At 62.6% G+C, this 20,499-nt stretch carries 21 protein-coding genes and 1 tRNA gene; 13 read left to right on the top strand and 9 right to left on the bottom strand.

From position 1 onward, the window contains the following. Positions 1–305, top strand: a 305-nt coding sequence (locus HCN50_RS32605) for an acyl-CoA dehydrogenase family protein (protein ID WP_283812152.1), incomplete at its 5' end; no start/stop codon positions are given. Positions 306–376: 71 nt separating this feature from the next. Here the strand turns inward: HCN50_RS32605 and HCN50_RS32600 are convergent. After that, entirely contained in the window at positions 377–1,417 is a 1,041-nt protein-coding gene (locus HCN50_RS32600; RefSeq protein WP_171713961.1) for an acyltransferase family protein, read from the bottom strand. 251 nt (positions 1,418–1,668) lie between these two features. On the opposite strand from HCN50_RS32600, the gene HCN50_RS32595 reads away from it, so the two are divergent. From HCN50_RS32595 to nhaA, 3 genes are all read left to right on the top strand, one after another. Next, positions 1,669–2,826: a DUF898 family protein gene (locus HCN50_RS32595; protein WP_171713960.1), complete on the top strand. Its 1,158-nt coding sequence runs from the start codon at positions 1,669–1,671 to the stop codon at positions 2,824–2,826. 21 nt (positions 2,827–2,847) lie between these two features. Then, positions 2,848–3,951: a M48 family metallopeptidase gene (locus tag HCN50_RS32590; RefSeq protein ID WP_171713959.1), complete on the top strand. Its 1,104-nt coding sequence runs from the start codon at positions 2,848–2,850 to the stop codon at positions 3,949–3,951. 297 nt (positions 3,952–4,248) lie between these two features. Beyond that, positions 4,249–5,589 (top strand): Na+/H+ antiporter NhaA, encoded by a 1,341-nt coding sequence (nhaA, locus tag HCN50_RS32585; protein WP_171713958.1) that lies wholly within the window; start codon positions 4,249–4,251, stop codon positions 5,587–5,589. Between the two features lie 345 nt (positions 5,590–5,934). On the opposite strand, the gene HCN50_RS32580 is transcribed toward nhaA, so the two are convergent. The 3 genes from HCN50_RS32580 to HCN50_RS32570 form a co-directional block, all read right to left on the bottom strand. Continuing rightward, positions 5,935–6,930, bottom strand: coding sequence for a LysR family transcriptional regulator (locus tag HCN50_RS32580; RefSeq protein ID WP_171713957.1), 996 nt, complete (start codon positions 6,928–6,930; stop codon positions 5,935–5,937). 228 nt (positions 6,931–7,158) lie between these two features. Next, a complete protein-coding gene (locus HCN50_RS32575) occupies positions 7,159–7,869 on the bottom strand; it encodes a DUF2927 domain-containing protein (protein ID WP_235977373.1) in 711 nt (236 codons plus the stop codon). A 198-nt stretch (positions 7,870–8,067) separates the two neighbouring features. Continuing rightward, positions 8,068–8,664: a L,D-transpeptidase gene (locus HCN50_RS32570; RefSeq protein WP_171713962.1), complete on the bottom strand. Its 597-nt coding sequence runs from the start codon at positions 8,662–8,664 to the stop codon at positions 8,068–8,070. Between the two features lie 230 nt (positions 8,665–8,894). Here HCN50_RS32570 and HCN50_RS32565 point away from each other — a divergent pair, with 230 nt between their 5' ends. The 5 genes from HCN50_RS32565 to HCN50_RS32545 all read left to right on the top strand — a co-directional run bounded on the left by HCN50_RS32565 (position 8,895) and on the right by HCN50_RS32545 (position 12,896). After that, entirely contained in the window at positions 8,895–10,436 is a 1,542-nt protein-coding gene (locus tag HCN50_RS32565) for an acetolactate synthase large subunit (RefSeq protein ID WP_171713955.1), read from the top strand. A gap of 35 nt (positions 10,437–10,471) precedes the next feature. Next, positions 10,472–10,987, top strand: a complete 516-nt coding sequence (locus tag HCN50_RS32560) for a hypothetical protein (protein ID WP_171713954.1) — start codon at positions 10,472–10,474, stop codon at positions 10,985–10,987. Positions 10,988–11,009: 22 nt separating this feature from the next. Beyond that, complete coding sequence (locus tag HCN50_RS32555; RefSeq protein WP_171713953.1) at positions 11,010–12,329, top strand: M20/M25/M40 family metallo-hydrolase; 1,320 nt, start codon at positions 11,010–11,012, stop codon at positions 12,327–12,329. Between the two features lie 131 nt (positions 12,330–12,460). Beyond that, a complete protein-coding gene (locus tag HCN50_RS32550; protein WP_171713952.1) occupies positions 12,461–12,640 on the top strand; it encodes a hypothetical protein in 180 nt (59 codons plus the stop codon). Positions 12,641–12,755: 115 nt separating this feature from the next. Next, the gene (locus HCN50_RS32545) at positions 12,756–12,896 is read left to right on the top strand and encodes a hypothetical protein (protein WP_171713951.1); all 141 of its coding nucleotides are present in this window, start codon (positions 12,756–12,758) and stop codon (positions 12,894–12,896) included. A 136-nt stretch (positions 12,897–13,032) separates the two neighbouring features. On the opposite strand, the gene HCN50_RS32540 is transcribed toward HCN50_RS32545, so the two are convergent. Beyond that, positions 13,033–13,407, bottom strand: coding sequence for a nuclear transport factor 2 family protein (locus tag HCN50_RS32540; protein ID WP_171713950.1), 375 nt, complete (start codon positions 13,405–13,407; stop codon positions 13,033–13,035). Between the two features lie 175 nt (positions 13,408–13,582). Between HCN50_RS32540 and HCN50_RS34925 the strand changes: the two genes are divergently transcribed. Further along, on the top strand, positions 13,583–14,101 hold the full coding sequence (locus HCN50_RS34925; RefSeq protein WP_235977371.1) for a hypothetical protein: 519 nt from the start codon (positions 13,583–13,585) through the stop codon (positions 14,099–14,101). Between the two features lie 158 nt (positions 14,102–14,259). Here the strand turns inward: HCN50_RS34925 and HCN50_RS32535 are convergent. The 3 genes from HCN50_RS32535 to HCN50_RS32525 all read right to left on the bottom strand — a co-directional run bounded on the left by HCN50_RS32535 (position 14,260) and on the right by HCN50_RS32525 (position 16,546). Next, positions 14,260–14,334: transfer RNA gene (locus tag HCN50_RS32535), tRNA-Val, on the bottom strand. Positions 14,335–14,507: 173 nt separating this feature from the next. Continuing rightward, the gene (locus HCN50_RS32530; protein ID WP_171713949.1) at positions 14,508–15,782 is read right to left on the bottom strand and encodes a coiled-coil domain-containing protein; all 1,275 of its coding nucleotides are present in this window, start codon (positions 15,780–15,782) and stop codon (positions 14,508–14,510) included. A gap of 128 nt (positions 15,783–15,910) precedes the next feature. Beyond that, positions 15,911–16,546: a DUF1134 domain-containing protein gene (locus HCN50_RS32525; RefSeq protein WP_171713948.1), complete on the bottom strand. Its 636-nt coding sequence runs from the start codon at positions 16,544–16,546 to the stop codon at positions 15,911–15,913. A gap of 153 nt (positions 16,547–16,699) precedes the next feature. Here HCN50_RS32525 and HCN50_RS32520 point away from each other — a divergent pair, with 153 nt between their 5' ends. Continuing rightward, positions 16,700–17,164 carry a YHS domain-containing (seleno)protein gene (locus tag HCN50_RS32520; protein WP_235977369.1) on the top strand — a complete coding sequence of 155 codons (465 nt, stop codon included), beginning with the start codon at positions 16,700–16,702 and terminating at the stop codon, positions 17,162–17,164. A 39-nt stretch (positions 17,165–17,203) separates the two neighbouring features. Here HCN50_RS32520 and HCN50_RS32515 read toward each other — a convergent pair whose 3' ends face one another. Next, complete coding sequence (locus HCN50_RS32515; protein ID WP_171713946.1) at positions 17,204–18,037, bottom strand: 3'(2'),5'-bisphosphate nucleotidase CysQ family protein; 834 nt, start codon at positions 18,035–18,037, stop codon at positions 17,204–17,206. A 147-nt stretch (positions 18,038–18,184) separates the two neighbouring features. On the opposite strand from HCN50_RS32515, the gene chpT reads away from it, so the two are divergent. Further along, positions 18,185–18,832, top strand: a complete 648-nt coding sequence (gene chpT / locus HCN50_RS32510) for a histidine phosphotransferase ChpT (RefSeq protein ID WP_171713945.1) — start codon at positions 18,185–18,187, stop codon at positions 18,830–18,832. 194 nt (positions 18,833–19,026) lie between these two features. Next, the coding region (locus tag HCN50_RS32505; protein ID WP_171713944.1) for a chemotaxis protein CheA at positions 19,027–20,499 on the top strand (1,473 nt) is incomplete at its 3' end.

Below are 20,499 nucleotides of genomic sequence, written 5' to 3'. Positions count from 1 at the left end.
AGGGCAAGATCGCCGACATGTACACCACGATGAATGCCTCGCGCGCCTATGTCTACGCGGTGGCCAAGGCCTGCGACCGCGGCGAGACCACGCGCGAGGATGCCGCGGGCGCCATTCTCTACGCGGCGGAAAAAGCCACCCAATGCGCGCTCGACGCCATCCAGCTCTTGGGCGGCAACGGCTACATCAACGACTACCCGACCGGCCGGCTGCTGCGCGACGCCAAGCTCTACGAGATCGGCGCCGGCACCAGCGAAATCCGCCGCATGCTGATCGGGCGGGAACTGTTCGAGAAGACTTCGTAACGCACAGATTTACGCGCACGTTAAATTGGCTCGCCGCAGCGTGCGGAAAGCGCAGGCATTGGCGAATCCGTTCAGGGCTTTTGAAGATCGCGAACCCCGGCGAAGGTAAGCGGGATTCGGCCGCTCCTGCCCGTCAGGCTGAGCCTGCGACCCCAATTCAGCGTTGGCACTTCGACAAGCCAGTGCAACGCCGCCGCGAGGCCGATCGAAAGCAAGATGCTGGCAACGGTAACGCCGGCTGAAGAAATCTGCCACAGCTCGGGGAAGTTCGCGATCCATTTGATCAGCAAGTAATGCGAGATGTAGAGCGAATAGGAGATGCTGCCGAACCATTGCAGGATGGGCGAAAATGAAGCGCCGTGGAGTTCAGCCGAGACGACGGCATAGATGAGGAGGGCGGCACCAAGACCGTAGGTCGGCACACGCGCGAATTGAGGGGCGCTCGATCCGTGGACGAAAATCCAGTACCAGCCCGCGGCGAATAAGCCCGCCGAGATCGTTCCAATGTACGGCAACAGAGGCAGCTTTCCCTTGATCCGAACAAGGTAGGCGATAAGGACCCCGCCGCCGAATTCCAGAATCAGAGGATGCGAATAGATCCCGAGAGGCAAGTGAAAAGCGATCGCGATCACCCAAAGGCCAAGCGCCGCGAACAAGAGTTCGAAAAGGCGGCGCGGTGCAACCGCAAGTATCAGCGCCACAACAGCGTAGAAGTGCATTTCAAAAGCTATCGACCAGGCCGGCAGATTATACCAGTTCGGAAAGCTACATGCGAAGATCGAGCCAAGCTCTAGTGCAGGGCGATCTTCCGGGGACAGTGCGATCCAGTGCGAACTGACAAACGCCGCAAGCAGCACAAGCCAATACATCGGATAGATTCGAACGGCTCTTCTGAAAGCGAAGGTCAGCGCATCGGTTTGCGACGCGGCCGTGGTCGCAATGATGAAGCCGGATATGACGAAGAAGATGTCGACGCCGCTCGCCAGAATGGTGAGCGCTCCCTCAGCGGCACTTTGCGTCCCCAAAACAGAGCGAGCGGTTATCGCGTGTCCGCAGACGACAGCCAGCGCGGCGACCCCGCGCATGGCCTGCACACCAAAGAATGTCTGCATAACGCCCCCGGCCAAGCAATATTTCACGAGCAATATTTCAGTTGGTGCAAGCTTTGCGAGTAAATGATTAACAGACTATTGTGTGGTTGATGCATGGTCGTGACTTCTCGATCGCACGCATCAGAGCCGAATTCTCGTCCGTGCGACGGCAAATGATCCCGGAACGGACACGAAGTGATTGTGGGAGCTGGGTCACACAACGGCCGACAAATTTGTGGTTTGATCCGCTATTATCGCGCTGGAGTTGAACCATGAACCAGATGAGCTGGCCCCCGCTTGTGCCGCCACCCCCGCTGTCGCCCGTGCCGCCGCCGATGCCGGTGGCGTTTTCCGGTCGCCGCGGCGAGTTCTTTGATCTGGTCAAGCGCGGCGCGGGGCTCGAATTCGTTACCCTTGGCTTCTACCGATTCTGGTTGCTCACCGATATCCGCCGCCATCTCTGGGCCAACACGCTGGTCGACGGCGATGCCGCCGAATATACTGGCCGCGGCAAGGAATTGCTGATCGGATTCCTGGTCGCGCTCGCGATCCTGTTGCCGGTTTACCTTGGCTATTTTCTCGTCGGCCTCGAGGCCGAGCACATCCAGGCGTTTGCCAGTATACCGCTGGTCGCGTTCTTCTATGTATTCGGGCAGTTTGCGATCTACCGGGCGCGGCGCTACCGCCTGACACGCACGGTGTGGCGCGGCGTGCGGTTCTGGATGACCGGCTCGGGCTGGGCTTACGCCGCACGGGCAACGATGTGGGGCCTGCTGTCGGCGGTGACGCTCGGCCTGGCGCTGCCGTGGCGCACGGCGGCGCTCGAACGCTACAAGATGCGCCACACTTTTTACGGCGATCTGCAAGGCAGCTTCGTGGGCCGCGGCTGGGAGTTCTTCAAGCGCGGCTGGTGGCTGTGGCTGCTCACGCCGATTGCGCTTTACGTATTCCCGCTCGCGCCTTTCATCTATGGCGCGTTCAAGGCGATCGAATGGCGCTGGTGGCTGTCAGGCATCCGCTTCGGAAGCGTGCGCGTCGAATCGTCGTTGACGCGCAGCGCACTGATCGGCCTGTACTGGAAAGTCATCGGCTGGATCGTCGTGCTCGGATTGGTGTTCTCGGCCTATCTGGCGCTTTCGGCGGCATTGGTCGCCAGCATGAGCGGCGATTCGTTCGGCGAGTTCTTCAAGTCGCAGGAATTCATGAAGAGCATTCCGCTCCTGGTGCTCGCCGGCATCGGCTACCTGGTCTTCGCGCTGGCGATGAATATCGTGATCCGGGTCTATCTGTTGCGCGATCTCTGGGTCAGGGTGCTTGGATCGGTCAATGTCAGCGGTATCGAGACTGCGGCCAACGTTTCGGCGCGCGGCGGAATGGCCAGCGCGCTCGGCGAAGGTTTTGCCGACGGCCTCGATGTCGGCGGCTTTTGAGGCTTAAGAGCTTTTATGGCCATGGATAGCGACATACAGATCCCTGCCAATCTGTCATCGGGCGGTTCGGCGGCCTATTTCGACGGGACGTCGAGCCGGCGGCGCATGGTGACGCTCCGCCTGGCCGACCGGCTCGAAATCGATGAGGGCGAGCAGACGCTGGCGGCGTGGGCCTATTCCGATGTCCGGCGTGCCGATAGCCCGGCCGGCGTGCTGCGCCTGAGCTGCCTGACCGCGCCCGCGCTGGCGCGGCTGGAGGTGCGCGACACCGGGCTTGCCGGCGAGCTGGTGTTACACTGCACCAGCATCGATGATCACATGATCGGCCGCCGCGGCGTTGCCGCCATCGTCGGCTGGTCGATCGCGGCCGCGGCCTCAATCGTCGCCGTGGTGCTGTTCGGACTGCCGCTGATCGCCGACCGCCTCACGCCGCTGGTGCCCGAAGCGTTCGAACGGCGGCTCGGCGAAGCCGCGGACAGCCAGGTCAAGACGATGTTCGATGCCAGGGTTTGCGACAATCCCGCCGGGCAGAAAGCCTTCGACAAGCTCGTCACCGCAATCCGCGAATCCGCAGGTCTCGATACCTCGGTGCAATCGGGCGTGCTGTCGAGCCCGGTTCCCAACGCCTTTGCGCTGCCGGGCGGCAAGGTCTATCTGTTCAACGGACTGCTGGCGAAGGCCGAGAACGCCGACGAGATCGCGGGCGTGCTGGCCCATGAGCTCGGCCATCTCAAGCATCGCGACAGCATGCGCGGACTGATCCACAATGGCGGCACGTCGTTCCTGATCGGGCTGTTGTTCGGCGACATCACGGGCTCCAGCGCGCTGATCTTCGGATCGCGCACACTGGTGACGTCATCCCATTCGCGCGAAGCCGAGACCAATGCCGACAGTTTTGCCATCGACGTCATGCACCGGCTCGGCCGGCCGGCGAAGCCGACCGGGGAATTGCTGCTTCGGGTCACGGGAAAGGAAGGCAAGGGCCTCTCCATCGTCTCGACCCACCCCTTAAGCGAGGACCGGCTGGCGCGGATGAGCCGGCAAGACCCGCCCGCCAGCGGGCCGCCGCTGCTTTCGGCTGAGGAATGGAAGGCGCTGAAATCGATCTGCAGCGCCAACATCTGATCGATACCGCTGGAGTATCTGGCGTTTGGTTGAAGCGGGGCTTGCCTCCGATCGCTTCGGCTGTGGGCTTGTTCGGCAGCATCGGCTAAGGCCGCTTTCGGGGTGAAGCGGACGTCAACCGGCAGACAAAACCGGCTGGATCGAGCGAGAATGACCCAAAACAGACATTGGCATCGGGTTATTCTTCCAAGGTTGAATTGTCGCCATCGCGATGTATAACGGCGTTTGGGTGCTCGCTGCATTGAGCAGTGACAGGTCGAGCGATGGTCGGGCCGCCACGCGGAAAGCGTGCGCCCCATGAACGATAGCCCTTCATTTGACGATCTGCCGAAAGCCCAGCGGCTTGCGGAGCAGGCCCTCAGCACCCTTCATCGCTTCCTGCATGTCGAGGCAATCAGCGGTGCCGCGCTTCTTGTTGCTGCCGCCGCTGCGCTGATCTGGGCCAACTCTCCGTTCGCTCATAGCTATCACGCCTTTTGGAACCTTCCGCTGACAATCAGTGTCGGGGAACACGTCTTTTCCCAGTCGCTGCATTTCTGGGTCAACGACGCGCTGATGACAGTCTTCTTCCTCGTCGTGGGCATGGAGATTCGGCGCGAGATTCATGAAGGCGCACTAAGCAGACTCGACCAAGCCATTCTGCCGCTGGTTGCAGCGACTGGTGGCGTCATCGTCCCGGCGCTCATCTATCTGAGCCTCAACGGCGATCCGGCTAGAGGGCAGGGTTGGGCCGTGCCAACCGCGACAGACATCGCCTTTGCCGTCGGGGTGCTCGCGCTGCTTGGACGAAAGATCCCAGTCAATGTACGCGTCTTCCTGCTTGCTCTGGCGATCATCGACGACATCATTGCGGTGCTGATCATTGCGCTCTTCTACACCGCCAGTCTTCAGCTTGGCGGTTTCGTCCTCGCGTCGATTGGCGTTCTCGCGGCTTTAGGGTTTCAGCGGATTGGGATCGGTTCTGCGCCCTTTTACGTACTGCCCGGTTCTTTGGTTTGGATTGGGTTCATGGTCGCCGGGATCCATCCAACCCTTGCAGGTGTCGTGCTCGGCCTGATAACTCCGGCACGCGCCATACCGATGCGGGAGCCGCCGCTGGAAGTAGTGTCGCGCGTGCTCAAACAGTTGCGAAGTAGCGATGCGGTGAAGGCAAGGGATCCGCACCTATTGGAGCAACCGCTGCGAGACCTTCGCGTAGCTCACCGCGAGATATTGCCGCCGGTGTCGCGGGTGCAGATGGCAATGCATCCGTGGGTGGCTTACGGCGTCATGCCAATCTTCGCGCTGGCGAATGCCGGCGTCAGCTTAACGGGCGCTGATCTCTCCGCTGGAAGCCATCAGGTGATGATGGGCACCGCGCTTGCCTTGGTCACAGGGAAACCACTTGGCGTCGTCGGCGCGACTTGGATCGCGGTACGACTGGGCTGGTGTCGCCTTGCTCCTGGAGTTTCGTGGGGTGGCGTCTGTCTGGTCGGCCTGCTGGCTGGCATCGGTTTTACCATGTCGATCTTCATCTCGATGCTCGCCTTCTCCGATCAGGGATTATTAAGGGCGGCGAAACTGGGCGTACTCGTCGGTTCGCTTGTCGCCGCCACACTCGGCCTTGGATGGGGCGCCACCTACGTTCGACGTCAGTGAGGGCGGCTCCAATGCCTTTCAAAGCTCCGCACGTATCTTTCGTATCATTCGCCGTTGAGGTTCTACCCTCCGGGATTACCCAGGTGATGATCGTCGAAACTAGCTTGCACCTAAATCCGAAGCATCCCTCGTACAATAAATCCGCCGTGGAAACTCTCATTCCGGCCGCGCAAAAGTATGTTAGCGCCAACATAGAAGGTCCTGCCTCTATTCGGCTTGTTTCGACCCGAACCGGGGAAATCTGACTGTTTTGTCGGCAATTGGCCCTTCGCGTCATTTCGCAGCAACGCGGTATCGCGTTCGCTTTCGGGGCGAAGCGGAGATGACGAATTTATGAGCACGTACCTAGCGCCGCGCGCTTTTCCGCGATCTCGCCTCGACCGGCGCAGGCGCTGTGTCACCTGCCTTCAAGTCCCATACCGTCTGCATAGCCGAGAAGGCCTGCGATATCATCGGCTCGTGGCGCCGTGACGTCAGGCAGACGAAACCGAGGTCGCAGGTCAGCGCCACCTTGTCGGCAATCACGAAATTCCGATTGCGCGTGACGCGGTTGAGCACGCAGTCGCGGACAAGACTGAGGCCGTGGCCGGATTCGACGAGGCCGATCACGGCGTCTTCCTGGTCGGCGAAGGCGCCGCGCTTGGGCAGCGCACCCATCGGCCGGAAGACGTGGTCGAGCAGACGGCGCTGTGCCGAAGCGTGCGGTGTCGCAATCCACGGCAGGTCGATCAGGCCGGCCCAGTCCTTTCCCAGCACCTTGCCGCTCCATTCGCGAGGGGCGATCACGCGGTAGTCGAAGCGCATCAGCGCCATGAACTGGAACCTGGCATCGTCGATGGTCCGTTCAGACAGCGTTCCCGAGGCGAGGCATTCGGCGGGCGTAGCGTCGATATAATATCCGACGTCGAGCTCACCCCGGCCGATCTGCGCCAGCACATCGTCGCTCATGCCGTAGCGGAGAAAGACTTCGGTCTTTCTCGAGGACGTGGCGAGGCTGCGTACGAACGGGCCGAGCCGGATCGACTCCGGATCCAGGATCGTCCCGACGCGCAGCGTGCCCCGCATCGATTCGCGTAAAGAGTCCGCCGCAGTCCTGAAATCCGCCGACGCCGACACCGTCCGGTGCGCCAGCGGCAGCAGGGCTGCGCCGGCCTCCGTCAGCGTAAAGCCGCCCGGCGTGCGGTTGAAAAGCTGCAGCCCGGTGCTCTCCTCCAGTCCCTTGAGTTGCAGGCTGACGGCAGGCTGGGTGAGGTGCAGCAGGGTGGCCGCGCGCGACACCGTGCCCTCTCGGGCCACGGTGATGAAGCAGCGCAAGGCCTGGATCCGAGGCAGGTCGTTCATTTCAAAAGCTTATGACAGGCGCCCATAAACCCCATTAGACAGGATTTGCTCTTGGAAGTCACAACCTTTCATTGGTAAAACTTTGCGTTGTCATTGGAAAGGTGGATAGCGCGGGGTCGCGAGGCCTTGGAGCCCCGCAACGGCTGTCCGCGGCGAAGCGGGCCCAGCCGGACGTCCCACCAGCCGGGCGGGTGTTCCGACATATTGGCGGCTCGCCGCTGCTACCCGTCACTGCGGCAGGTTGTTGACCTTGCGGACGAAGGCGCGCACGTCGGCCAGCACGTCCGGCAGCACCGCCTTGACCTCCTGCACCGTCATGCCGGGCTTGATCCTCGGATCGTAGAGCAGGTTCAAGAGATACTGGTCGTAGACGTCGAAATAGCCCATCGACACATTGTCGTTGAACATGGTCCAGGGCACCGTTGAGGTATCGTTGATCGGTCCCAGCGACTGCAGCAATTCCTCATAGGCGCAGTCGAAGAAAACGAAGTCGCCATTGTCGACGGTGAGGATCACGTCGGAGCGCTCGATTTCGAATTTCTCGTTCTTGCGAAAGCCCGACAGGCATTGCGGGTCGAGCGAAGAACGGATCTCGCGCGCCCGCTCGCTGCCATAGAAGGTTGCGATGGTGCGCTGGAGGTCGCGGTCGCGCACCAGCTTGACCTGGACATTGGCGTCTTCGAGGCTTGTCGCCATGGCGATGTCGAGGTGCTGAATGCGCGCGGCAATGTCGGCGACGATCTTCGAAAGCTGCGCCTTGCGGTCGGCGCGGGTGCCGTCGGCAAACACCCGCACCGGCCCGTCATATTTGCGGATGCGGTCGACGCGGCCGGCGAGATGATATTCAGCGCCGAAGGCGATCTTCAGGAAGCCCTCGACGATCTCGTTGTCGGTGAAGATCTTTTTCTCGGTGCGCTGACGCTGCGCGATCGCCGCCATCTCGCCGGCCGCCGCTGATGGCACGGCGACGTCGCCCAGCACGACTACGCCCAGGGCGACAGCAAGCGTCCATAGGTGCTGATATCGGCGGGGCGTGCGCATTCAAACGACGCTGCAGCAATCGGCGCGTACGCGCAAGGCTTGAAAGGCTCGATCACGCGCTTGCGCACGACCGCCCAATTCCGCGATGGCTATCGCCTAATTCCTCACGATGACGGTGGTGCCGATGGACACGCGGCTATAGAGATCGGTCACGTCCTCATTGGTCATCCGGAAGCAGCCGGACGAGACTGCCTGTCCGATCGTCTCGGGCTCGTTGGAGCCGTGGATGCGGTAGAGCGTCGAGCCGAGGTACATCGCGCGCGCGCCGAGCGGGTTGTCGATGCCGCCGGGCATGTGCCGCGGCAGGTCGGGTCGGCGCCGCAGCATCTGAGCCGGCGGCGTCCAGCTCGGCCATTCCTTTTTCGCGGTGATGCGGTGGGTTCCGCTCCATCGGAAACCGTCCCGGCCGACGCCGATGCCGTAGCGGATCGCATGGCCGTTGCCGAGCACGAGATAGAGCCGTCGCTCGGCGGTATCGATGAGAATCGTGCCGGGTCTGTAATTGCTGGCGAAGTACACCGTCTGGCGCGGGATCGGGCTTGCACCGCTGGGCATGCCAGGTCGGAAGAAACCGGGGCCGCCGCCCATGATGTCGCGCGAGTCTTCAAAGAAAAAGAGATTTTGGGCCTGCGCGTGGCCGGTCCCCACCACCATCGTGATTGCCGCAAACAGCAAAGCAAAAGCCCGGATCATTTTTCTCCCTCGCGAAAAAATCTGAATATGCAGGCGGAGACAGGCCATAATTGCGGCTGCCGTGCAAGCAACGAGCCTGTGACCACAGCCATTTTCAGACGCCGCGATGAAAAAAGGCAACATGCCCTAAGCGATGGCTGCATTGTTCCGCTAAACCTTTGACGAAACGTGCGAACAATGTTTGATCGTCGGCGGCTCCAAGAAAACGAAGCGCGAAGGGAACGAAGGCCATGAACGGTGCGGAAAGTCTGGTGCGGACATTGGTCGCGGGCGGTGTCGACGTCTGCTTTACCAATCCTGGCACCTCGGAGATGCATTTCGTCGCCGCACTGGACCGGGTCGAGGGAATGCGCTGCGTGCTCGGTCTGTTCGAGGGCGTGGTGACGGGCGCTGCCGACGGCTATTACCGCATGAAGGGCGCGCCGGCCTCGACGCTGCTGCATCTCGGGCCCGGCCTCGCCAACGGGCTCGCCAATCTTCACAACGCCAAGAAGGCCAATTCCGGCATCGTCAATATCGTCGGCCAGCACGCGACCTATCACATCGGCTACAACGCGCCGCTGACATCAGACATCGAAGGGCTCGCGCGGCCGATGTCAGGCTGGGTGCGGACTTCGCCGGATGCCCAGTCGGTCGCCGCCGACGGCGCGGCCGCGATCGCCGCAGCCAAAGCTGCGCAGATCGCCACCCTGATTCTTCCCGCCGATACCGCCTGGAACGAGGCCGATGGCATTGCCCAGGTGCCGGTGAACAGCCAGCGCGCAAATTATTCCGCGCAGTCCGTGGACCATGCCGCAAAAGTGCTGCGCAACGGCGGCGCGTCGACGCTGCTTCTGATGACCGGCAGCGCGCTGACCGAGCATGGGCTGGCGCTGGCTGCCCAGATCGCGGGCAAGACCGGCTGCAAGGTGATGGGCCAGACCTATAACCCGCGCATGGCGCGCGGCCGCGGCCGCTTCTCGATCGACCGCATCCCGTATGTGATCGAGCAGGCGCTGCCGATCCTGAAGGATTTCAGGAACATCGTATTGGTCGAGGCCAACGATCCCGTCGCCTTCTTCGCCTATCCGAACAAGCCGAGCATGCTCAAACCGCAGGGCTGCGAAGTGCATCGCATGACCTCGGGCGCGGAAAATTCCGTCGCCGCGCTGGAAGCGCTGGCCGGCGCGCTTCACGCGCAACCGTCGGACCGGCAGCCGCAGAAGCTGGTCGAACTCGCCAAACCGACCGGCGCGCTGACGCATGCCTCGATCGCGCAGGCCATTGCGATGGCGATCCCGGAAAACGCCATCGTAGTCGATGAATCCATCACCACCGGCCGCGGCTTCTTTCCGCCGACCGCGGCGGCCGCCCCGCACGACTGGCTGCAGAACATGGGCGGCTCGATCGGCTTCTCGACGCCGGTCGCGACCGGTGCCGCGGTCGCATGCCCGGACCGCAAGGTGATCTGCATGGTCGGCGACGGCAGCGCGATGTACACGCTGCAATCGCTGTGGACGCAGGCCCGCGAAGGCCTCAACGTCGTCACGATCGTCTTCGCCAACAAGATCTACCAGATCCTGCGGGGGGAATTCGACGGCGTCGGCGCGGGCCAGCCCGGACAGCGCGCGCAGGACATGCTCAAGATCGATCGCCCGGACCTCGACTTCGTCGCGCTCGCCAAGGGCATGGGCGTGCCCGGCCGTGCGGTCGCGAACGCCGACGACTTCAACAAGGCGCTGGCGGAGGCCGTCGCGGAACCGGGACCTCGGCTGATCGAAGTGCAGATGTAGGGCGGCCGATACCGCTCGCCTTCGTGGGAGGCGCCATGCAGACCGAGCTGAACAAGGTCATCAACGCACTTCACGAATTCTATGCCCGCGAAGCCTTCCTGCTCGAAAAGGATGTCGGCGAACGCGCGCTGACGCACCGGCTTGCGGTGCATTTTGAAGCGCAGTTTTCGGGCTGGGAGATCGATTGCGAGTATGACCGGCTCGGCGACCGCACGCTGCGGCTGCCGCACGGCTCCATCGTCTCGAGCGACGACCACCTCGCCAAATCCATCTATCCCGATATCGTGGTGCACCAGCGCGCCATTCCGAACAATCTGCTTGCCGTCGAAGTGCGCAAGTCGGCCAACCACCAGCCGCTCGAACATGACCAGCACAAGCTGCGGGCGCTGACCGATCCGCATTTGTGGTTTGCCTACTGGATCGGCCTGCTGCTGACGTTGGACAAGAAGCAGGTCACGATGTCGGAAGTCTATACCAGCGGCGCCCTCGACCAGACCCTGTCCATCTGGTTTGCGGGGCGGCTGAAAGATGCGGGCTTAAGCGCAGGATGAAACCTGCAAACGGAGAATCTTGATGACACTTAGCCGATCGATCCTGGCCGTCGCCTTCGTCGCCGTCGCGCAGCATGCGCTGGTGCAGCAGGTTCGGGCGCAAGACGTTTCCATGCCCGAGCTCGACGCCATTCTCGCCCATCCCAAGGTCGTCAACATGCTCGACGACATCAAGGCCGACGATGAGCGGACCTTTGCCGAACAGAAGCGCATCACCGAAATCCCGGCGCCGCCGTTCAAGGAAAAGGCCCGCGCCGAATATTATCAGAAGCGGATGCAGGAGCTGGGCCTCAAGGATGTGTCGATCGATGCCGAAGGCAATGTGCTCGCGCTGCGCAAGGGGAGCGGCGGCGGTCCTAAGCTCGTGGTGTCGGCACATCTCGACACGGTATTCCCTGAGGGCACCGACGTCACCGTGAAGGACAAGGACGGCGCGATCGTCGCTCCCGGCATCGGCGACGATTCACGCGGCCTTGCCGCATTGCTATCGCTGATCAAGGCGATGAACGAGAATCAGATTGCGACCGTCGGCGACATCCTGTTCGTCGGCACGGTCGGCGAGGAGGAGCTTGGCAATCTCCGCGGCGTGAAGGCGCTGTTCCGCGATCACACCGACATCGACGGCTTCATCTCGATCGACGGGCTCGGCATCACCCGCGTAGTCAACCAGGCGACCGGCAGCCATCGCTACGAGTTCATCTTCAAGGGCCCCGGCGGCCACTCGTTCCAGGAATTCGGATTGCCGAGCGCGACCCACGCGATGGGCCGGGCGATCGCGAAGATCGCGGAGTTGCAGCCGCCGTCCGATCCCAAGACCACGTTCACCGTCGGCACCGTGACCGGCGGCACCTCGGTCAATGCCATCGCCGCGGAAGCGCGGATGGCCGTCGACATGCGTTCGAACTCGACCGACGAGCTCTTGAAGCTCGAGGCGCGGCTGCTTGAGCTCGTCAAGGAGGCGGTCGCTGACGAGAACGCCCGCTGGAAGTCCGACAAGATGAGCGTCGAGGCAAAAATGATCGGCGACCGTCCCGCGGGCATCGTGCCAATGGATTCGCCGATCGTGAAGGCCACGCAACGCGCGGTCTCGGCCGTGACCAAGGGCCCGCGGCCAACTTTTGCCGGCTCCTCGACCGACTCCAACATCGCGATGTCGCTCGGCATTCCCGCCGTCACCATCGGCGGCGGCGGTGAGGGCGGCAACTGGCACTCGCGCAACGAATGGTACAAGCCGACCAACGCCTGGTACGGCCCGCAGAACGCGCTGCTGACAGTCCTGATGCTGACCGGGCTCGATGGGGTGACAAAACCGGCGCTACCGCTGCGAAAAGCCGCCAAATAGGGCCAAAACAGCCGTCAAAACCGCGTTTCCGCCGTTAACAGCGCCCCCGATTGGACAAATTGTTGGCCAATTGCGGCCAAAGCCGTACCCGACAATTCCCGTAGTAGTACCGGCGTTGAGGGGTGGTAGGGATGGCGTACAGGATCGTGGCGGAACGCAAGGACGAGACCGTCAGGATGGACCGAAGCAGCATGCTCGTGGCTGTCGCCAAGGCGCGGGTCTGGGCCAGCGAGGGGTGGAAGGTCACCATCATCGTCGGCGACGAAAAGGATATCGCGCCGGCCGACGCACGCCGGCTTTCCTTCGTCTAATCGCAGGTAATTGCAGACCGGTGCGCCGTCTCTTTGGCGGCCGCCAACATCAGAGCGGAACCGGGAGCGCCGGACCGACGTTATCGCTTGCGGGCAGGCTTTCTGGAGCGATGCCATGCAGTGGCGGTCAGCAACCACCGGGGCCGACGAAATGCGCGGCACCAGCGATGATGAGTTCTCTTACGCAACCGGATGGACCATCAGCGGGCTAGCGACGCTGGGCACCATTGTTGCGATATGGGTGCTCGGGATCTGACCTGGGCTATCTCTGTGCCGGCGTGCTGCCGGCGACGAGCAAGCCTGCCTTGCGCGGTCAACAGGCCGAGCAGCACGAGCGCGCACCGTCGGCGCAACGAATTGCAGCATCACGCTGACCGCTGAGCGGCCTCACATTAATGGCCGATCGTCCGTCGCCACGCGGTGGATTTTACAGGTTCGCACGCCGTGAACCGGATCTTGCCGGATTGCGTGAATCGGAAGTGCGTTCTCATGATCCTTCCGTCGTAACCGCGATAATCCAGTGCAATGCCGTCCACCTCCGGAATCAACACGTCAATGGCGAACGCGTTGTTTCGCGCCTTGGCGAGCCGTGGCCGCCAATATCGCTCCATGTCCGATCGGCCATTGAAGCGGCCGTCCTCGCAGCATTCGACGGTGGCGGCATCGTCATACAAGTCCAATAGCGCATCGAGGCGTCGCTGCTTGCAGGCGTCGATCCAGTCAACGACAACATCGATCGCATCGAAGCGATTATTCGCATTTGTCATGTCAGATCCTCCTGCGAATAATTAACGGCAATGCAAATGAACACGTTGTGAACCAGGCGTTCAGATGCGGTTGAAGGTTCCACGCACCGGACCAGGGGCCGCTCTAAAACGCATTTTTGCCAAACTGTTATTGGCTTGTGATTGCGGGGCAGGACCATTTAATCCGGAGTCCTGCATGCTCAAACAAGTCGTCGTTGCGTCTGTCCTTGTTGTAATCGGGTCGATCGCTTCGGAGGCCCGTCCTTCCCGCATCGGTCAAATCGCCGAATGCAATGTGACCATGCCCTGCGATTTTTCGTTTTCGCAGCCGCATCGTGAGCGGATCGGTTCTTATGCCTATCAAGGGACTGCACAGAGCTACCGTCGCGAATTGGCAGACGTAAGTATCGATCGCGCCCAAACGATCGGCGGTCGCCCGGCCGGTTGCCCCCGCTCATTCTGCGGCTGCGGCGCGTCGCTCCGCGTCTTCGGTCGGATCATCCCCGGTCTAAATCTCGCATCCAACTGGTTGCGCTTTCCACGGACATCGCCGGCACCCGGAATGGTCGCTGCGCGACGTGGCCACGTTTTCGTTCTGGAACGACATGTCGAAGGCGATACGTGGATGGCATACGATGCGAACTCGGGCGGCCACGCAACGAGGATTCACGCGCGTTCGTTACGCGGGTACACGGTTGTCAACCCGCATGCCTGATCGCTGGTTTAGCCACCCATGAAAATTCGACAGCGTGGTTGTGCCAGGAGTGGCGCAACCGCATTGGCTAAAACAAGAGACGCCGTTGAGCGACCCCTTTCTTATTCCGAGGCCTGGTTCCAAAATGCAAAAAGCCCCGTCATGGCGGGGCTTTTGGATGGTGGACGCACAAGGGATCGAACCTTGGACCTCTCCCGTGTGAAGGGAACGCTCTCCCGCTGAGCTATGCGTCCGGGAAATGTGGGCGAACAATAAGCCGTTTTATTTCAGCATGATCTTCTCGGAAAACCGGTGTCCGCTTTTCCGGATCATGCGCTGTCAGAGCCCGCGATTTACGAAGTACCGACCCATAGTGTCAAGCGATCAGTCGCGCCGTAACGTCGCGTTTTCGGGCCGGGCAGGGGATTTACGCCCCCTGCTGGCGGGCCCGCGACGCGTGCGACTGCAGCGCACGGATGCGTTCGGCCAGCGTGCCGCCGCCTTCCGACATGGCAGGGGCGGTGCCGGCGACATCATTGGCGGGCTTGGCGGGCATCGCCGGTTCCGCAGCCAGCATGGCCTCGATCGCCGAATTCGGTCCCTCGAGCTGCATGGCGAGCTTGGCGACCTCGGCGGCAATGTCGTTGATGCGCTCGCGCAACAGCGCATTTTCCATCCGCTCGGTCTGCCAGGAGCTTTCCGCCTGCTGCTGGATCGCGTTTAGGTCACGCTGCAGTTTCGCGCGTTCGTCGCGGGCGAGGCGGAGCTGTTCTTCCACTGCCGCCTTCTCGGCGCGCAATTTTTCGACGACCGACGACTTGCCGCCGCTCATGCCTGCGAGCTCCTCGCGCAGTTCGCGCGCAGCGCGTTCGGCGTTTTCGTTCGCCTGCCGGAGCTGGTTGTTTTCGTATTCGCGTTCGGCCAGGAGCTTGCCCTGCGTCGCCAGCCGCGCCTCGAGATCGTTGACGCGGTTGCCGAGCATCTCGGCTTCCTTGACCTGGACGATCAATTGCCGGTCGAGATCGGTGACGCGCTGGCTCAAGCTTTCGACGCGGCCGCGCGCTTCCGAAAGTTCACGGCTCGCGTGCTCGGACTCGGCGCGCTCTTGCGCCAGGCGGGCCTGGGTTGCTGAAAATTCCTTTTCCGCATCGCCAACGCGGCCCTTCAGCTCCTCGATCTGCGTGCGCACCGAGACCAGCTCGACCTGGCGGCTGTCCGCCGTCATCGAACGGTCGTTCAATTCGTGATTGATCCGGGCGAGCTCCGCCTGCTTGTCGGTCAGCGCCTGTTCGGCGTTGCGCAACAGCTCGGTCTTGGCCGCGAATTCCTCCTCGGTGGCGCGCAACTGCTCCTTCATCGCCTTTTCGCGCGCTTCGAGCGTGAAGATGGTGGCGTTCTTTTCGCCGAGCTCGATCTTCAAACGGTTGATCGCATCGCTCTTCTTGCCGAGTTCGGCGAGCTGGCTGGTTGTTTTGTTCTTGAGCTGCTCGACGCTCATTTCGAGCCGCCGCGCCGACATCGCGAATTCCGCGCGTAACTGATCTTTGTCGGCCTGGATCTCGGCCATCGACAGCGGGGTTGCCGCCTCGAGCCGCCGCGTCGTCAGCCGCACCGCACGATTGTGCACCAGCGGCACGATCATCAGGCCGAATAGCATGGAGACCAGAAAACCGATCGCCAGATACATGATCGGTTCGATCATCGATGGTCACTCCACACGAGGTTAGGATTCGTTAATCACAATGCCATGCCCGGCCGTGCCTGCGCCAGCCCAATGCCGCGTTAACCTGAATCCGCCTGGGGATGCGCGCTGATGCTTGGAAACGTGACTCAGAAGGGGTTCCAGGTCGCGCGCGGTGTATATTTGAGATAGCCGACATTGGCGCCGAGCCTTAAGCCGATGCCGGAGCGGATCGGCACCAGCACGATGTTGTTGGCAGTCAGCGCGGTCATGCCGAAGCCGCCGACGATATAGGCGGAGCCGTCGATGCCGACGAAGCGCTGGTAGATCGCGTTGGTGGCGGGCAGGTTGTAGACCAGCGTCATGGTGCGCGCACCGTCGCCGCCCCAGTCGAAGCCGACCGACGGTCCCTGCCAATAGACCCTGAGATCGCCGGCGTTCTTGGTGTAGAGCGTGCCTTCGCCATATCGCAGGCCTGCCACAAAAGCGCCTGAGCCTTCCTCGCCGAGCACATAGCCGTTAGGCAAGCCCCATTGGCTGACCGCCCGCTCGATGACGGAAGCGAGGCCGCGCGAGACGTTGCCGAAGAACTTGTGTCCGGCCGACACCAGTTCTTCCGGTCCGAAGGTCTCAGGTCCCGGCTGGCGCTGCGGTGGCGGGTACGGCCCAGGCCCCGGCGGCGGCTGTGCGGGGTAAGCCGGTGGCGGCTGCTGTGCGGAAGCCGGCACGGTCCAGCACATCAGCGCGGCGAACGTCACCGCAGCAAGGCGTGAAGCAAACGTCATGAAAGAACCCCTGGCATCGAAATTCTGGCCGCCGCCTTAACCTGACGCCAACAAGCATGGCTCTAGGTTGCGCCCAGTGTCCCCTCGACTCGCATGTTATCGGCACCAACTATGACGGCACAACGGCAGGAAAGATACGGTTCGCGCCCCCAAATGGCCCTTTTTGCCTTATTGGCAAGCTTTTTTGTCGTTGCTGGCCTGGATTTTGCCGCGCGCGCCGCGACCACCGAGCGGATTGTGGTCAACCGGTATTCCGGCCTCGCCATCGGTGGCTTCGATCCTGTCGCCTACTTCACCGAATCCATGGCTCTCCCGGGGCTGCCTGATTTCGAGGCTCGTGGAGGTGGCGCGGTCTGGCGCTTCCGCAACGAGGGCAATCGCGCCTCTTTCGTGGCGCATCCGGAAATTTACGGGCCTCAGTTCGGCGGCTACGACCCAGTCGATCTGGGACGAGGGGTGACCTACGCGGGCAACCCGCGCCTTTTTGCGGTTGTGGGGCAGCGGCTCTATTTGTTTGGCCGCGAGGAAAACCGCGATGCGTTCGCCGCCGAGCCGGCGCGCTATCTGAAAGAAGCCACCACGCGCTGGCCGGTGCTCGAGCAAGGGTTGGCGCAGTAAGCAAGCCACCGTAGCCGGGCGACCCGTTGGCTCGCCCTGCTACGAGCTTGCGAACGGCACCGCTTTCGGATCGCCCCAGGCGATGAATTCCGGGACGATGAAGCCGCTCCGTCCCGTGCCGAAGACCAGCGGTGCGCCCTTTGAATCCGTGATCCGGCCACCAGCGGCCGTGACGACCGCGTGGCCCGCGGCGACGTCCCATTCCGATGTCGGAGACAGCCGCGGGTAGATATCGACCCGGCCTTCGGCGACCCTGCCGAATTTGACCGCCGAACCAAGCGCGCACCTGATGGCGCCCGGTCGTTCGGCGATAAAGGCTTCGGTCCTGGCATCGCCATGCAGGCGGCTGACTGCGACCGTCCATGGCTCCCCGCGCGGCGGGCTGGGACGGGTGTGCAACCGTTCGATCAAGGGCTCGCTTTTGCCCAGCGTCAGCCGTTCTGCGCCGCGACCGACGAGGCCGCGCCAGACCAGCCCCAGCGCCGGCGCGCCGACGATGCCGAGCAACGGAGTTCCGTGGGTCACCAGCGCCAGATTGACGGTGAATTCCTTACGGCCGGCAACGAATTCCTTGGTGCCGTCGAGCGGGTCGACCAGGAAAAAGCTTTCCACATCGGGCAGCGCATCCGGCTGCACACGCTCCTCCGACAGCGACGGTATCGTCGGTGCAGCCTGCGCGAGGCCTTCGGCGATGATACGGTCGGCGGCCAGGTCCGCCTCAGTTACCGGCGATCCGTCGATCTTACCGTCAACGCTCATAGCGGAACGATTGACGGCAAGAATGGCGACGCCGGCCCGGATCACGATCTCGGTCAGCGGTTCGATCAGGGCCGCGGCCGCGTCGTGATCGAGTATGGTGCGTGCCTCATTCATGAGCGGGGCCTATTTGCTGTTCGTCCTGCCTTACCATTGCCGCCCCGTGCTGGCAGCACAGGGCTGCGCAGTGTATCACCGATAGGCACGCGTGATTCGTAACGGCCCGCCGGCAATTGGGGCGCGGCGGCTTTCCAGGAACCCATGATGTCTGGCACTTCGTCTCCCGGTCCGGCTCCCGATACCCTCGAACTTGCGGCGCTGTTGTGCTCGCGAGTCTGTCACGATCTCATCAGCCCGGTTGGCGCCATCGTCAATGGGCTTGAGGTGCTGGACGACAACCCGAAGCCCGAAGACCGCGATTTCGCACTCGACCTGATCCGCAAGAGCGCCAAGACCGCCTCCGCGCGATTGCAGTTTTGCCGCCTGGCATTCGGTGCTGCGGGCTCCTCGGGCGCCCAGATCGACCTCGGCGATGCCCAGACCATGGCGCGCGGCCATATCGAGGACGGCAAGATCACCATGACCTGGAATCTGCCGCGCCTGTTGCTGCCGAAGAACCGCGTGAAGCTGCTTCTGAACATGCTGATCATTGCACAGCAGACGATCCCGCGCGGCGGCACGCTGACGATCGATCCGATCGGCGAGGGCGAGACGATGAGCTTTCGCGTCACCTCATCCGGCCTGAATGCCCGCGTGCCGCAGAATATCGTTGATCTCCTGAGCGCGAGTTCGGCGGCGACCGTCGATGCACATGCGGTGCAGCCTTACTATACGCGCCTGTTGGCGCAGGCGTGCGGACTGAGCGTGACGCTTGTGCCCGACGGTGAAAAGGTGATCGTCACCGCTTCCTGAAGACGCCCTAACGCGCAAACATGGTTAACCAAGCGTGGAAAACAGGCGGCAGATTTCATTTCTGCCGTCTTATCTCTTTGTTGATCCCGTTCTTTTCCCTTTGCTCAACCAATATTAAACGCTTTGCATAGAAGCTGGCCCTGTTCCGTAAGGCGCGTCGATGTCGCGTGCCGGTGCGTACGAAGGCCAGTTTCATGGATGATTTGTTGCGGGAGTTCCTGACCGAGACCAGCGAGAGCCTGGATACGGTCGACAATCAGTTGGTGCGGTTCGAGCAGGACCCGAGCGACGCGAAGATCCTGGATAACATCTTCCGCCTGGTCCACACCATCAAGGGCACCTGCGGCTTCCTAGGCCTGCCGCGGCTGGAAGCGCTGGCCCATGCCGGCGAGACCCTGATGGGCAAATTCCGCGACGGCATGCCGGTCAAGGCCGAGGCCGTCACGCTGATCCTGTCCTCGATTGACCGCATCAAGGAAATCCTCGCCGGCCTGGAAGCGACCGAGACCGAGCCCGAGGGCACCGATGAAGACCTGATCGAGCAACTGCATGCGATGGCCGAGGGCGGTCACCATACGGCCGAAGCACCCCCTGAACCCGCGCCTGCGCCCGTCGTGGCCGCACCGCCGGCGAAGCCCGCGGTCACCGCAGGCACGCTGGTCGAGCAGGTGTTGGAACGCCCGTTGCGTCCGGGCGAAGTTTCGCTCGACGACCTCGAGCGCGCCTTCCGCGAGACCGCGACCGAAGTGGCGCCGGCACCTGTCGCCAAGGCTGCGCCGGCGCCGGACGCCAAGGAAGTAAAGGCAAAGCCGGCCCGCAAGCCGGTTGCCATGGATGCCGACGGCGAGGTCGCCGACAAGATCGCCAACCAGTCGATCCGCGTCAACGTCGACACGCTCGAACATTTGATGACCATGGTCTCCGAGCTGGTGTTGACCCGCAACCAGCTCCTGGAAATCTCCCGCCGCAACGAGGACACCGAGTTCAAGGTGCCGCTGCAGCGGCTCTCCAACGTCACCGCCGAGCTGCAGGAAGGCGTCATGAAGACGCGGATGCAGCCGATCGGCAATGCCTGGCAGAAGCTGCCGCGCATCGTGCGCGACCTCTCCGGCGAACTCGGCAAGCAGATCGAACTGGAGATGCACGGCGCCGACACCGAGCTCGACCGCCAGGTGCTCGATCTGATCAAGGACCCCTTGACCCACATGGTGCGCAACTCCGCCGACCACGGCCTGGAGACCCCGGCCGAGCGGCTCGCCGCCGGCAAGGGCGAGCAGGGCACCATCCGGCTGTCGGCCTATCACGAGGGCGGCCACATCATCATCTGCATTGCGGATAACGGTAGAGGTCTGAACACCGAGCGGATCAAGGCCAAGGCGCTGCAGAACGGCCTCGTCACCGAGGCCGAGCTGGAGAAGATGACCGAAGCCCAGATCCACAAGTTCATCTTCGCGCCGGGCTTCTCCACCGCCGCGCAGGTCACCTCGGTCTCCGGCCGCGGCGTCGGCATGGACGTGGTGCGCACCAATATCGACCAGATCGGCGGCACCATCGACATCAAGAGCGTCGCCGGCGAGGGCTCTTCGGTCACCATCAAGATCCCGCTGACCTTGGCGATCGTCTCGGCGCTGATCGTCGAAGCCGGCGGCGACCGCTTTGCGATCCCG

Source organism: Bradyrhizobium archetypum, from assembly GCF_013114835.1.
GTDB classification, from domain to species: Bacteria; Pseudomonadota; Alphaproteobacteria; order Rhizobiales; family Xanthobacteraceae; genus Bradyrhizobium; species Bradyrhizobium archetypum.
The sequence above is the reverse complement of the archived record's forward strand: the minus strand, read 5'-3'. Positions and strand labels throughout refer to the sequence as shown.